The 13,188-nt window shown below is 69.1% G+C and carries 12 protein-coding genes; all 12 read right to left on the bottom strand.

Annotation, left to right across the window (positions count from 1 at the left end; genetic code table 11):
• Positions 1-21 precede the first annotated feature (21 nt).
• The gene (locus QM591_RS14390) at positions 22-1,491 is read right to left on the bottom strand and encodes a glutamate synthase subunit beta (RefSeq protein ID WP_415133246.1); all 1,470 of its coding nucleotides are present in this window, start codon (positions 1,489-1,491) and stop codon (positions 22-24) included.
• Entirely contained in the window at positions 1,484-6,067 is a 4,584-nt protein-coding gene (gene gltB, locus QM591_RS14385) for a glutamate synthase large subunit (protein ID WP_415133339.1), read from the bottom strand. The genes QM591_RS14390 and gltB overlap by 8 nt, the downstream gene beginning before the upstream one ends.
• Before the next feature lie 93 nt (positions 6,068-6,160).
• Entirely contained in the window at positions 6,161-7,147 is a 987-nt protein-coding gene (gene lgt / locus QM591_RS14380; protein WP_415133337.1) for a prolipoprotein diacylglyceryl transferase, read from the bottom strand.
• Positions 7,148-7,161: 14 nt separating this feature from the next.
• The gene (gene trpA / locus QM591_RS14375; RefSeq protein WP_415133244.1) at positions 7,162-7,947 is read right to left on the bottom strand and encodes a tryptophan synthase subunit alpha; all 786 of its coding nucleotides are present in this window, start codon (positions 7,945-7,947) and stop codon (positions 7,162-7,164) included.
• A complete protein-coding gene (gene trpB, locus QM591_RS14370) occupies positions 7,944-9,152 on the bottom strand; it encodes a tryptophan synthase subunit beta (RefSeq protein ID WP_415133242.1) in 1,209 nt (402 codons plus the stop codon). Before trpB ends, trpA begins: the two co-directional genes overlap by 4 nt.
• On the bottom strand, positions 9,149-9,925 hold the full coding sequence (trpC, locus tag QM591_RS14365) for an indole-3-glycerol phosphate synthase TrpC (protein WP_415133240.1): 777 nt from the start codon (positions 9,923-9,925) through the stop codon (positions 9,149-9,151). Before trpC ends, trpB begins: the two co-directional genes overlap by 4 nt.
• A 1-nt stretch (position 9,926) precedes the next feature.
• Positions 9,927-10,157, bottom strand: coding sequence for a DUF6704 family protein (locus QM591_RS14360; RefSeq protein ID WP_067159889.1), 231 nt, complete (start codon positions 10,155-10,157; stop codon positions 9,927-9,929).
• A gap of 64 nt (positions 10,158-10,221) precedes the next feature.
• Complete coding sequence (locus tag QM591_RS14355) at positions 10,222-10,815, bottom strand: Trp biosynthesis-associated membrane protein (RefSeq protein ID WP_415133237.1); 594 nt, start codon at positions 10,813-10,815, stop codon at positions 10,222-10,224.
• Positions 10,812-11,174 carry a phosphoribosyl-AMP cyclohydrolase gene (gene hisI / locus QM591_RS14350; protein ID WP_415133235.1) on the bottom strand — a complete coding sequence of 121 codons (363 nt, stop codon included), beginning with the start codon at positions 11,172-11,174 and terminating at the stop codon, positions 10,812-10,814. The genes QM591_RS14355 and hisI overlap by 4 nt, the downstream gene beginning before the upstream one ends.
• Positions 11,171-11,935 carry an imidazole glycerol phosphate synthase subunit HisF gene (gene hisF / locus QM591_RS14345; protein ID WP_415133233.1) on the bottom strand — a complete coding sequence of 255 codons (765 nt, stop codon included), beginning with the start codon at positions 11,933-11,935 and terminating at the stop codon, positions 11,171-11,173. The genes hisI and hisF overlap by 4 nt, the downstream gene beginning before the upstream one ends.
• 30 nt (positions 11,936-11,965) lie before the next feature.
• Positions 11,966-12,808, bottom strand: coding sequence for an ATP phosphoribosyltransferase (hisG, locus tag QM591_RS14340; protein WP_415133231.1), 843 nt, complete (start codon positions 12,806-12,808; stop codon positions 11,966-11,968).
• 69 nt (positions 12,809-12,877) lie between these two features.
• Positions 12,878-13,141: a phosphoribosyl-ATP diphosphatase gene (locus QM591_RS14335; protein ID WP_415133229.1), complete on the bottom strand. Its 264-nt coding sequence runs from the start codon at positions 13,139-13,141 to the stop codon at positions 12,878-12,880.
• Positions 13,142-13,188 lie beyond the last annotated feature (47 nt).

The raw sequence follows: 13,188 nt of genomic DNA, 5'->3' as shown, positions 1-13,188 counted from the left end.
ATTTTCGGGGGTGGTTCCAGCCTACGCGGGCTGGAGGCCGATCGCGATGTCGTGAGGACGCACCGGCGACGGCAGGTTCGTCCGCCCCATCAGGTACTCGTCCACGGAGGCGGCCGCCGCGCGGCCCTCGGCGATCGCCCAGACGATGAGCGATTGACCGCGGCCGGCGTCGCCCGCGACGAAGACGCCCGGGGTGGTCGACTGGTAGTCGTCGCCGCGCTCGACGTTGCCGCGGCCCGAGAAAACGGTACCGAGCTGGTCCTCCAGCGCGCTGCGCTCCGGGCCGGTGAAACCCATCGCGATGAGGACGAGGTCGGCGGGGATCTCCCGCTCGGTGCCGCTCTTGGGCACGCGACGTCCGTCCTGCGTGTACTCGGTCTCGGCGATGCGCAGAGCGCGCACCTCTCCCGCGGCGTTCCCGAGGAACTCGACGGTCGAGGCGAGGTAGGTGCGCTCTCCCCCTTCTTCGTGAGCCGACTGGACCTCGAAGATCGTCGGCGTCATCGGCCAGGGCTGGTGGTCGGGACGCTCCGCGGGCGGCTGCTTGCCGATCGCGAGGTTCGTGACGCTGAGAGCCCCCTGACGGTGGGCGGTGCCGATGCAGTCGGCGCCGGTGTCACCGCCGCCGATCACGATCACGTGCTTGCCTTCGGCGTGGATCTGGTGGGGTACCTGGTCCCCCGCGACCGCCTTGTTCGACTCGATCAGGTACTCCATGGCGAAGTGGACGCCGTCGAGGTCGCGCCCGGGGATCGACAGGTCGCGCGGCACCGTCGAGCCGGTGGCGACGACGACCGCGTCATACCGGGCACGGAGCTCGTCCCACGAGATGTCCTTGCCGATCTCGACACCCGCGCGGAAGCGCGTGCCTTCGTCCTGCATCTGCCGCAGTCGCGACTCCAGATGGCGCTTCTCCATCTTGAAGTCCGGAATGCCGTATCGCAGGAGCCCACCGATGCGGTCGTCGCGCTCGTAGACGGCGACGGTGTGACCGGCCCGCGTGAGCTGCTGCGCAGCGGCGAGCCCGGCAGGTCCCGACCCCACGACGGCAACGGTCTTGCCGGTCAGGCGTCCCGGCGGCTCCGGCTCCACCCAGCCGTTCGCGAACGCGTCGTCGATCGTCGAGACCTCGATCTGCTTGATCGTGACCGCGGGCTGATTGATGCCCAGCACGCAGGAGCTCTCGCACGGTGCGGGACACAGCCGACCGGTGAACTCGGGGAAGTTGTTGGTCGCGTGGAGCCGCTCGATCGCGGCGCGCCCCTCCCCCCGCCACATCAGGTCGTTCCACTCCGGGATGAGGTTGCCCAGCGGGCACCCCTTGTGACAGAACGGGATGCCGCAGTCCATGCAGCGTCCGGCCTGGCGCCGGAGCACGGCGGAGTCACCCGGTTCGTACACCTCTTTCCAGTCCATGATACGGACGGGAACCGGGCGGCGCGCGGGCAGCTCGCGTTCGGTGGTCTTCAGGAAGCCTTTGGGATCAGCCACCGGTCACCTCCAGGATGCGGGTCCAGACGACGTCGCCGTCGGGGTCGAGCCCCTCGGCGGCCGCCTCCTGGCGGGTCTGCAGGACCGCAGCGTAATCGCGCGGCAGGACTCGGACGAAGTGGGTCAGCTCGTCCTCGAAGTCGTCGAGGAGTGCCGCGGCCAGAGTCGACCCGGTCTCCTCGACGTGCTGCTCGAGCAGATCGCGGAGCATCTCCGCGTCGCCCGCGCCGAGCGAGAGCAGCTCGAGCTCTCCGGAAGCGAGCGCTTCCCGGTTCACGAGACTCTTGTCGAGCTTGTACACGTAGGCGGAGCCACCCGACATGCCCGCGCCGAGGTTGCGCCCCGTCGTCCCGAGGATCACGGCGAGACCGCCGGTCATGTACTCCAGTGCGTGGTCGCCGACGCCCTCGACGACCGCCGTCGCGCCGGAGTTTCGCACCAGGAAACGCTCGCCGACGACGCCGCGAAGGAACAGGGATCCCTGGGTGGCGCCGTAGCCGATGACGTTGCCTGCGATGACGTTCTGGGATGCGTCGAAGGTCGCAGCCCGCGGCGGACGCACGACCACTCGACCGCCGGAAAGACCCTTTCCGACGTAGTCGTTGGAGTCGCCCTCCAGGCGGAGCGTGATGCCGGCCGGGAGGAAGGCGCCGAACGACTGCCCCGCCGAGCCGGTGAGGTTCACCTCGATCGACCCGGTCGGAAGCCCGTTCGCTCCGTGGGCGAGGGTGACCCGGTTGCCGAGCATCGTTCCGACCGCACGCTCCGTGTTGCGGATGGGGAGGTCGATCGTCACGTGACCACCATGGGCGATGACGTCCTGTGCGCGCTGGATCAGCTGCACATCGAAGTGCTCGTCGAGCTCGTGGTCTTGAGTGCGCATCGCTCGCCGTGGCGCCGTCTCGGCGAAGGCGGGGCCATGCAGGATCGGAGCGAGGTCGAGACCGTTCGCCTTCCAGTGCTCGACGGCACCGTTCATGTCGAGCAGTTCGTTGTGACCGATCGCCTCGTCGAGGCTCCGGAATCCGAGCTCGGCGAGGTACTCCCGCACCTCCTGCGCGATGAACTCCATGAAGTTCACGACGAACTCCGGCTTGCCGGAGAACCGGCTTCGCAGCACGGGGTTCTGCGTCGCGACACCCACCGGGCAGGTGTCGAGGTGGCAGACGCGCATCATGATGCAGCCTTCGACGACGAGCGCGGTCGTGGCGAACCCGAACTCCTCGGCGCCCAGCAGCGCCGCCACGATGACGTCACGGCCGGTCTTGAGCTGACCGTCCGCCTGAACGACCACGCGATCGCGCATGTCGTTGAGCATGAGCGTCTGCTGCGTCTCGGCGAGCCCCAGCTCCCACGGCGTCCCCGCGTGCTTGAGCGAGTTCAACGGGCTCGCTCCCGTTCCGCCGTCGTGGCCGGACACGAGGATCACATCGGCGAGGGCCTTGGCGGTGCCGGCCGCCACGGCGCCGATCCCTGACTGGCTCACGAGCTTGACGTGCACCCGCGCCGCGGGGTTGGCCCGCTTGAGGTCGAAGATGAGCTGCTTGAGGTCTTCGATCGAGTAGATGTCGTGGTGCGGCGGCGGGGAGATGAGCCCCACACCGGGAGTGCCGCCACGGGTCCGCGCGATCCAGGGGTACACCTTCGCCGGCGGCAACTGGCCGCCTTCGCCGGGCTTCGCGCCCTGGGCGAGCTTGATCTGGATGTCGTCGGCGTGCGTGAGGTACATGCTCGTCACGCCGAACCGGCCCGACGCGACCTGCTTGATGGCGCTACGACGCTCGGGGTCGAGGAGACGCTCGACGTCCTCGCCGCCCTCGCCCGTGTTCGACTTGGCGCCGAGGCGGTTCATCGCGATCGCGAGAGTCTCGTGGGCTTCCTTCGAGATCGAGCCGTAGCTCATGGCACCCGTCGAGAAGCGCTTCACGATGGCCGAGACGGGCTCCACCTCGTCGATCGGCACGGGCGGGCGCTGACCGGTCTTGAGACGGAACAGGCCGCGCAACGTCTTCAGCTCGGCTGCCTGGTCGTCGACGAGCTTGGTGTACTCGCGGAAGATGTCGTACCGACGCGTGCGGGTGGCGTGCTGCAGTCGGAACACGGTGTCGGGGTTGAAGAGATGGGGGGCGCCGTCGCGTCGCCACTGATACTCCCCACCCGTCCACAGTCGCTCATGAGCGCGGGCCGCCCCGTCCTCGGGGTAGGCGAAGTCGTGACGGGCCTCGTTCTCGGCGGCGATCTCGGCGATCCCGATACCGCCGAGCTTGGTCTCGGTGCCGGTGAAGTAGCGGTCGATGAACTCCTGGGAGAGGCCGACCGCTTCGAACACCTGCGATCCGGCGTAGGAGGAGACCGTGGAGATCCCCATCTTGGACATGATCTTCAGAACGCCCTTGCCGAGGGCGTAGATCAGGTTCTTGACCGCCTTCTCGGGGGTGACGCCGGTGATGAAACCGGCGCGCACGAGGTACTCGACGGTCTCCATCGCGAGGTACGGGTTCACCGCCGACGCGCCGTAGCCGATGAGCGTCGCGACGTGGTGGACTTCGCGCACGTCGCCTGCCTCGACCACGAGGCCGACCTTCATGCGGTTCTCGCGGCGGATCAGGTGGTGGTGCACGGCGGAGAGCATCAGCAGCGACGGGATCGGAACGAGGTCCTTGTTCGAGTCGCGGTCGCTGAGGATGATGAACTCGGCGCCCTCGGCGATCGCCTCGTCCACCTCCGCGCACATCGCGTCGAGACGGGCCTCCATCGCTCCCGGACCCTGATCGAAGTGATACAGGCCGCGAATGGTCACCGAACGGCGACCCGGGAGCGCCTTGTCGATGTTCTGCAGCTTGGCGAGCTCGTCGTTGTCGATCACCGGGAAGTCGAGCGTGATGGTCCGCGTGTGATCGGGACCCCACTCCAACAGGTTGCGCTCGGGTCCGAGGCCCAGGGCCAGAGAGGTCACGACCTCTTCGCGGATCGAGTCCAGCGGCGGATTGGTGACCTGCGCGAACTGCTGCGTGAAGTAGTCGAACAGCAGGCGCGGACGCTCGCTCAGCACCGCGATCGGGGTGTCCGATCCCATGGCACCCAGGGGTTCGGCACCCGTCTGTCCCATCGGGGTGAGGAGGATCCGGACCTCCTCCTCCGTGTATCCGAAGGTGCGCTGGCGGCGCGTGATCGAGGCGATCGGATGGACGATGTGCTCGCGCTCGGGCAGTTCCTTCAGGCGCACCCGCCCCGCGTCGAGCCACTCCTGCCACGGGTGGAGCTCGGCGAGCTGCTGCTTGACCTCGTGGTCCTCGATGATGCGCTGCTGCGCGGTGTCCACGACGAACATGCGCCCGGGGCGCAGGCGGCCACGACGCTTGATCCGCTCGGGGGCGAAGTCGAGCACGCCGGTCTCGCTCCCGATGACGACGAGGCCATCGGTGGTCTCGGTCCATCGCCCGGGGCGCAGTCCGTTGCGGTCCAGCGTCGCACCCACGAGGGTGCCGTCGGTGAAGATGAGAGCGGCGGGGCCGTCCCACGGCTCCATCTGCATCGAGTGGTACTCGTAGAACGCGCGGAGCTTCGGGTCGATGTCGCCCTGCTTCTCGTACGCCTCCGGCACCATCATCATGATCGCGTGGGGAAGGCTCCGACCGGTGAGCGTGAGCAGCTCGAGCACCTCGTCGAACGAGGCCGAGTCGCTGGCGCCCTCCGTGCAGATCGGCAGGAGCGGACGGATGTCACCGATGAGCTCGGACTCGAGCTGGGACTGACGAGCGCGCATCCAGTTCCGGTTCGCGCCGACCGTGTTGATCTCACCGTTGTGGGCGAGCATGCGCAGCGGCTGTGCCAGGGGCCAGGACGGGAACGTGTTGGTGGAATAGCGCGAGTGCACGACCGCGAGCTCGGTCGCGAACCGTTCGTCCTGGAGGTCGGGATAGAACGGCTCGAGCTGGAGCGTGGTGACCATCCCCTTGTAGCCGATCGTGCGGCTGGACAGGGAGACGAAGTAGACGTCGTGCTCGCGCCGTGCTCGCTTGCGCAGCCGGTACACGCGGCGGTCGAGCTCGATGCCCGACAGGGCGGGAGCGTCGCCGACCGCAGGGCGCGAGACGAACACCTGCTCGAAGGCGGGTCGCGCGTCGAAGGCGAGCTTCCCGAGGTGCTGGTCTTCGACCGGGACCGTGCGCCACCCGAGGACCGTCAGCCCCTCGGTCGCGGCGATGCGTTCCACGCCTGCCTTCATCTCGGTCCGAGCGTCTTCATCGCGCGGCAGGAAGGCCATACCTGCGGCGTACTCCCCCACCGGGGGCAGCTCGAAGTCGACGACCGCGCGCAGGAAGGCGTCGGGCATCTGCGTCAGGATTCCGGCGCCGTCGCCGGTTCCGGCGTCGGAACCGATGGCGCCGCGGTGCTCGAGGTTGCGCAGCGCGGTGAGAGCGAGCTGGACGATGTCGTGTCCCGCCTCGCCCCGGAGCGTGGCGACCATCGCCAGGCCACAGGCGTCCTTCTCGAACGCGGGGTTGTACATGCCCTGCTTGGCGGGGAAACCGGCCAGCGCACGGGCGCCGTTGTCGCCGGGACTCGAGGGCATACGGGTGCTCGAAGGCATGTATACCGTCCTCACTTGATGCTCAACTGGGACGACGTCGGCCCTGCGGACTACTTCACGTTGGATGCGCGATCGCTACTTCGCGCTGACAGTGCTTGTGGCGGCGTCTTCGACGGACTCGGACTGCGGGGGTGCGCTGATGTCCACGAAGTCGTCGGTGTTCTGCGATTGTACAGCCCCGCCGCCGGTCCATTCGCGTCCCGGGACGTAGGGCGAGGGCTCGAAGCCGAGGTGACGCCTCTTCTGCACGAAGAAGATCACGGCACCGATGACCACGCCGGCGATGGCCGCCCACACGTTGGTCCGCAATCCGAAGTACACCTCGCTCGGGTCGATGCGGATCGACTCCCACACGATGCGGCCCGCGGAGTACCAGATGAGGTACAGGGCGAACAGACGGCCCCACTGCAGACGGAACCTCTTGCCGGCCCACAGCAGGACGACGACGCCGATCACGTTCCACGTGACCTCGTACAGGAAGGTGGGGTGGAAGAGCGTGTCCTCCGGGAGACCCGCGGGCCATGCCGAGTTCGGGTAGTCGATCTGCAGACCCCACGGGAGGTCGGTCGGCAAGCCGTAGAGCTCCTGGTTGAACCAGTTGCCGAAGCGGCCCAGAGCCTGGGCGAGAAGGAGGCCGGGGGCCAACGCGTCGGCGAAGCTCCAGAAGCGAATGCCCGTCCAGCGGCACCCGAGCCAGGCGCCGATCGCGCCGCCGATGAGCGCGCCGTAGATCGCGATTCCGCCCTCCCAGATGCGGAAGACCGCCCAAAGGTCCTTGCCCTCGCCGAAGTAGAAGCCGGGGTGAGTCACCACGTGGAAGATGCGTGCGGCGATGATCGCGAGGGGCACCGCCAGGAGCGCGATGTCGATGACGACCCATGGTTCCGCACCGCGCCGCGTGAGCCGGCGGTTGGTCATGAGAGTGGCCACCACGATCCCCGCCAGGATGCAAAGGGCGTAGAAGTGGATCGTGAGGGGACCGATCGCGAAGGAGCTGATCCCGGGGCTGGGAATGCTCAGCGGGACGCCGGCCAGGACAGAGGGTGAAAGCACGAAGGGCAGTCTACTTCGGCTGACTACCGCCGCGTGCCGCGCGACAGGCGTTGTGCTTCGGCGGCGAGTCCCTCGACTCCCCCGTCGCGCAGAGCGCGCACGAGAGCTGTTCCCACGATCGCGCCGTCCGCATACTCGAGCACTCCACTGACCTGCTCGGCGGTGGAGATGCCGATGCCGACGCAGGCGTGGGTCACGCCGCGGTCGCGGAGGCGGCTCACGAGCGTGCGCGCCGCGGCGTCGAGCTGGGCCCGCTCCCCCGTGATCCCCATGGTCGAGACGGTGTAGACGAACCCGGTCGACTGGGCCGCGATGAGGTCGAGGCGTTCGTCAGTGGAGGTCGGCGCGGCCAGGAACACGCGATCCAGGCCCGTGCGCTCCGACGCCCGGATCCACTCCGCTGCCGCATCCGGGGTGATGTCGGGCGTGATGAGTCCCGCTCCGCCCGCGGCGAGGAGATCGTCAGCGTAGCGGTCGACGCCGTACTGCATCACCGGGTTCCAGTAGGTCATCACCAGCACCGGCACGTCCACACGTGCCGTGATCTCCCGCACCGCGGTGAAGGTGTCGCGGAGCTTGAACCCGCGGGCGAGCGCCGTCTGCGTCGCCTCCTGGATGACGGTGCCGTCCATCACCGGGTCGGAGTAGGGCGGACCGAGCTCCAGCACGTCGGCACCGTTCTCGGCGAGGGCGACCGCCGCGTCGATGCTCGTCTTCAGGTCGGGAAATCCGAGCGGCAAGTAGCCGACGAGCGCTCCCCTCCCCTGTGCCTGGGCGGCGTCGATGGCTGCCGCGACGCGAGAGGTCATTGCTGCGCTCCGTCGTCGTACAGATCGAACCACCGCGCGGCTGTGTCCATGTCCTTGTCACCGCGGCCCGACAGGCTCACGGCGATGAGGGCGTCGGGGCCGAGCTCGCGCCCGAGCCGCAAGGCGCCCGCGAGAGCGTGCGCCGATTCGATGGCGGGGATGATGCCCTCGGTGCGGGACAGGAGCCGGAGAGCATCCATCGCCTCGGCGTCGGTGGCCGGGATGTACTCGGCGCGTCCGATGTCGGCGAGCCACGCGTGCTCGGGTCCGACTCCGGGGTAATCGAGCCCCGCGGAGATCGAGTGAGACTCGATCGTCTGGCCGTCCTCGTCCTGCAGGACGAACGTCTTGGCCCCGTGGAGGACGCCGGGGCGTCCGCGCTCGATCGAGGCGGCGTGACGCTCGGTGTCCACGCCGTCGCCGGCGGCCTCGACGCCGTAGAGCTTCACGCCCTCATCGTCGAGGAAGGCGTCGAACATGCCGATCGCGTTGGATCCGCCGCCCACGCACGCCACCACGGCATCGGGCAGTCGCCCCGTCTCGTCGAGGAGCTGCTGGCGGGCCTCTTCGCTGATGACCTTCTGGAAGTCGCGCACCATGGCGGGGAAAGGGTGGGGGCCCGCCGCTGTGCCGAAGATGTAGTTCGTGGTCTCGACGGTGGCCACCCAGTCGCGGTACGCGTCGTTGATCGCGTCCTTCAGGGTGCGGGAGCCGGTCGTGACGGGCACGACCTCGGCGCCGAGAAGGCGCATGCGGGCGACGTTGAGCGCCTGCCGCTCGGTGTCGACCTCGCCCATGTAGATCGTGCAGTCGAACCCGAACAAGGCCGCCGCTGTGGCCGTCGCGACCCCGTGCTGTCCGGCACCGGTCTCGGCGATCACGCGCGTCTTCCCGAGTCGGCGGGTCAGCAGCGCCTGGCCGATGACGTTGTTGATCTTGTGGGATCCGGTGTGGTTGAGGTCCTCGCGCTTGAGGAAGATACGCGCTCCCCCGGCGTGCTCCGCGAAGCGGGGCACCTCGGTGAGGGGCGACGGGCGACCCGCGTAGGAGTGCAGGAGGCTCCGGAACTCGGCGTCGAAGGCGGGATCCGCCTTCGCGGCCTCGTACTCCGCCGTGAGCTCGTCGATGGCCGCGATGAGTGACTCGGGCATGAAACGCCCGCCGAAGTCACCGAAGAACGGACCGTGGGCGTCGCGCAGGCTCATCTGCCGGCCTCCAGGAATGCGTGCAGGGTCGTCACCGGATCGTTGGTGACGAGGGCTTCGCCGATCAGCACGACATCGGCGCCGGACGAACGGTAGTGGGTGACGTCCTCGGGCCGGAGGACGGCCGATTCCGCGATCTTGACCGCATCGGCGGGGAGATCGTCGTGCAGCTTTGCGAACAGGTCGCGGTCGAGCTCGAACGTCGAGAGATCGCGGGCGTTGACGCCGATCAGCCGGGCGCCCAGATCCGCCGCGCGATGCACTTCGTCGCGCGAGTGCGTCTCCACGAGTGGTGTCATTCCGAGAGCGAGCACGAGATCGTGCAGTCGCTGGAGGACGGGCTGGTCGAGAGCCGCGACGATGAGGAGCACGAGGTCGGCTCCGGCTGCGCGCGCCTCGAGCACCTGATACTCGGTCGCGATGAAGTCCTTGCGCAGCACCGGCACCCCCACGCGGGCCTTGACCGCTTCGAGGTCGGCGAGGGAGCCCTTGAATCGTTGTCCCTCGGTCAACACGGAGATCGCGGACGCACCGCCTTCCTCATACCGTGCTGCCTGCAGCGCAGGATCGGGGATACGGGCCAGGTCACCACGGGACGGACTGGCGCGCTTCACCTCGGCGATGATCTTCACCCCGGCGGCCGGTGCGAGAGCGGCGAGGGCGTCGATCGCGGCGGGGCGTTCCTGGGCGTCGCGTTCCACGGCCGCCAGAGGGCGCGCGACCCGGCGCTCCTCGGCGTCCGCGACTGCGCCGGCCGTCAGGTCGGCGAGCACCTCAGTGCTGCTTCGGCAGGTACTTGGGGCCGTTGACGCCGTAGCCGGCCTTCGCCAAGACCCAGCCCGAGAGAGCGCCGACGACCAGCAGAACCACCGAGGCCCAGACCAGGGCGGGCATCTCGAGGAAGAAGAACAGCGTGCCCAGCGAGATCGCGACGAGCATGATCACCACGGCCGTCCACGCAGCCGGGGAGTGTCCGTGGCCGGGTTCGTCGGTGGCGTTGCTCATGGTTCTCCTTCGCAGGCGGGCGGGATAGGGCCAGTCTAGCGGGAGCCTGCCGCCTCGCCGGCCCTCAGGCGGTGGGGTCGTCGCCGCGGGAGAGGTCGTCCCAGGAGTCGATCGCGTCGTGCGGACGGCTGCCGGAGACGTCGGGGCGACGCGCCTCCTCCGTCCGGTAGCGGCGTCCCGCCCCGGGCCAGCGTCGGGCGGTGAGGAGTGTGAACATGCTCCCGGCGAGGACGGCGAGGGCGGCCACGGCGGTGAGCGCGGGCCAGGGCGTCGCCGTCACGCTGTGGACGAGACCGGTGATCGTGCCGGCCCCGCTGAGGCCGGTCGACTCGGTGACGGTCGAAGCGACGGCGTCGAGGGGTGCGGTGATCGCGACGCGCAGCGCCGAGACGACGAGCGCGCCACCGATCGCCGCACCGATCACGGCGAACACGTAGCGGAGGACGGGGCCGACGATCGTCAGGGCGAGCCCGAGGGCGAGGGCGGCAAGGCTCAGCGGGGCGAGGAGAGGCACGGCCACCGCCCCGGCGACGGGGAGGGGGGTGACGCCGGCGTCGCGCAGGACCACGTCGAGCCACGTCTGCGTCGATGCGATCAGCGCCAGCGCTCCGCCGGCGAGGATCGTGACGACCGCGAGTGAGCGCGCCCGTCGATTCATGCCGGCCTCGGCATGGTCACCGGGTGGAGGTCGTCGGCGTCGAAGCAGGTGCGATCGCCCGTGTGACAGGCAGCCCCCACCTGGTCGACCGCGATGAGGAGGGCGTCGCCGTCGCAGTCCAGGCGGGCACCCTGGACATACTGAGCGTGTCCGGACGTGTCGCCCTTGCGCCAGTACTCCTGCCGGGAACGCGACCAGAACGTCACTCGACCCGTGCTCAAGGTGCGCCGGAGGGCTTCGGCGTCCATCCACCCGAGCATGAGCACCTCACCGGAGTCGTGCTGCTGGATGATCGCCGGCACCAGCCCGTCGGGACCGAACGAGACCCGCGCGAGCAGGTCGGGGATGTCTTCGGTCATGACCTCACCTCGATGCCTCGCACGGACAGCGCCTCCTTGACGTCACCGATCGTGAGTGCGCCCGAGTGGAACACCGACGCGGCGAGGACGGCGTCGGCGCCGGACTCGATCGCGGGAGCGAAGTGCTCGGCCGCGCCCGCTCCCCCCGAGGCGATCACCGGCACCGACGAGGCCTCGCGCATGAGGCGGACCAGTTCCAGGTCGAATCCGTCCTTGGTCCCGTCGGCATCGATCGAGTTGACCAGGAGCTCCCCCGCGCCGCGCTCGATCGCCTCGCGGGCCCACGCGATCGCATCGAGCGTGGTGAGGGTCCGGCCGCCGTGGGTCGTCACGACGAAGCCCGAGGCGGTGCCGGGGGCCCGCTTGACGTCGAGCGACAGCACGAGCACCTGGGCCCCGAATCGGTCGGCGATCTCGTCGATCAGGGCGGGTCGGGCGATGGCGGCGGAGTTGACCCCCACCTTGTCGGCACCCACACCGAGCAGCCGTGCCACGTCGTCGGCCGAGCGCACGCCGCCACCGACCGTGAGCGGGATGAAGACCTCTTCGGCCGTCCGGCGCACCACGTCGTAGGTGGTCGAGCGGTCGTCTACCGTCGCCGTCACGTCCAGGAAGGTGAGCTCGTCAGCGCCCTGCGCGTAGTAGCGCTGGGCGAGCTCGACGGGGTCGCCCATCTCCCGCAGATTCTCGAAGTTGACGCCCTTGACGACCCGTCCGTCCTTGACGTCCAGGCAGGGGATCACCCGGCAGGCCAGACTCATGACCTCACGTCCTCGCAAGCTCGCATCGTCTCAGAGCCTCGCGTTGTGGATCGGGGTCACCAGGATCGCGCGGGCACCGATCGCGTAGAGCGCGTCCATCACCTGGTTCACCGTCCGTCGCGGGCTCATGACCCGCACCGCCACCCACTCGGGATCGCGCAGCGGCGAGATCGTCGGCGACTCGATCCCGGGGGCCAGGGCCACGGCCGCATCGACGAGGTCGGCGGGGAGGTCGTAGTCGATGAGGACATACTGCCGGGCGACCATGACGCCCCGGAGGCGCCGCAGCAGGATCTCCGTCCCCTCCGCCTCCTCCGGGGCACCGATGAGCACGGCCTCGGACTCCAGCAGCACCGGCCCGAAGATCTCGAGCCCCGCCTGCTTGAGGGTCGTCCCGGTCGACACGACATCGGCGACCGCGTCGGCCACGCCCAACTCCACGGCCGACTCCACGGCGCCGTCGAGCGGCACCAGGTCGACCGCGACGCCGTGCTCGTCGAGGTAGGCGTCGACGAGGCCGGGATAGGCGGTCGCGACACGGACGCCGTCGAGGTCGGTGAGCTCCTGGAACCGGCCGGGAGGGCCGGCGAAGCGGAAGGTGGAGGCGCCGAAGCCGAGCTTCTCGATCTCGCGGGCACCCGGCATGCGGGCGTCGAGGAGCAGGTCGCGCCCCGTGATGCCGACGTGCAGGGCGCCGGATCCCACGTAGGTGGCGATGTCCTTCGGCCGGAGGTAGAAGAACTCGACCTCGTTCACGGGATCGATGACGTGGAGGTCTTTGGGGTCGCGACGGCCGGTGTATCCGGCCTCGGCGAGCATCTCGGTCGCGGTCTCGGCGAGCGATCCCTTGTTCGGCACGGCGATTCGCAGCATGGTGCGGGCTTTCGATGTCGGAGTCGGAGGAGGAATCGGGAGTGCGGGGCGCGGAGGCGCCGGCCGCTCTCAGAGATATCGGTAGACGTCTTGCAGGGACAGACCCTTCGCGAGCATCAGCACCTGCAGGTGGTACAGCAGCTGGGAGATCTCCTCCGCCGTCTCGGCGTCGGACTGGTATTCGGCGGCCATCCAGACCTCGGCTGCTTCCTCGACGATCTTCTTGCCGATCGCGTGGACACCGCGGTCGAGCTGCGCAACCGTCCCGGAGCCGTCGGGACGCGTCCTGGCCGTCTCGGTGAGCTCGGCGAACAGGGCGTCGAAGGTCTTCACCCTTCCAGGCTACCGTCCCGCGCGTCAGGTCCGGCGCCGCACGGGAC

This window comes from Microbacterium sp. (genome assembly GCF_047607225.1).
In the GTDB taxonomy this organism is placed as follows: domain Bacteria; phylum Actinomycetota; class Actinomycetes; order Actinomycetales; family Microbacteriaceae; genus Microbacterium.
This window is presented reverse-complemented; position numbering and strand designations above follow the sequence as displayed.

Coding starts and splice junctions, on each gene's coding strand:
- hisF (WP_415133233.1), bottom strand. CDS start 11,935: ATGAGTCTGGCCTGCCGGGTGATCCCCTGCCTGGACGTCAAGGACGGA.
- hisI (WP_415133235.1), bottom strand. CDS start 11,174: ATGACCGAAGACATCCCCGACCTGCTCGCGCGGGTCTCGTTCGGTCCC.
- gltB (WP_415133339.1), bottom strand. CDS start 6,067: ATGCCCTCGAGTCCCGGCGACAACGGCGCCCGTGCGCTGGCCGGTTTC.
- trpA (WP_415133244.1), bottom strand. CDS start 7,947: ATGACCTCTCGCGTCGCGGCAGCCATCGACGCCGCCCAGGCACAGGGG.
- QM591_RS14360 (WP_067159889.1), bottom strand. CDS start 10,157: ATGAGCAACGCCACCGACGAACCCGGCCACGGACACTCCCCGGCTGCG.
- hisG (WP_415133231.1), bottom strand. CDS start 12,808: ATGCTGCGAATCGCCGTGCCGAACAAGGGATCGCTCGCCGAGACCGCG.
- QM591_RS14355 (WP_415133237.1), bottom strand. CDS start 10,815: ATGAATCGACGGGCGCGCTCACTCGCGGTCGTCACGATCCTCGCCGGC.
- trpB (WP_415133242.1), bottom strand. CDS start 9,152: ATGAGCCTGCGCGACGCCCACGGTCCGTTCTTCGGTGACTTCGGCGGG.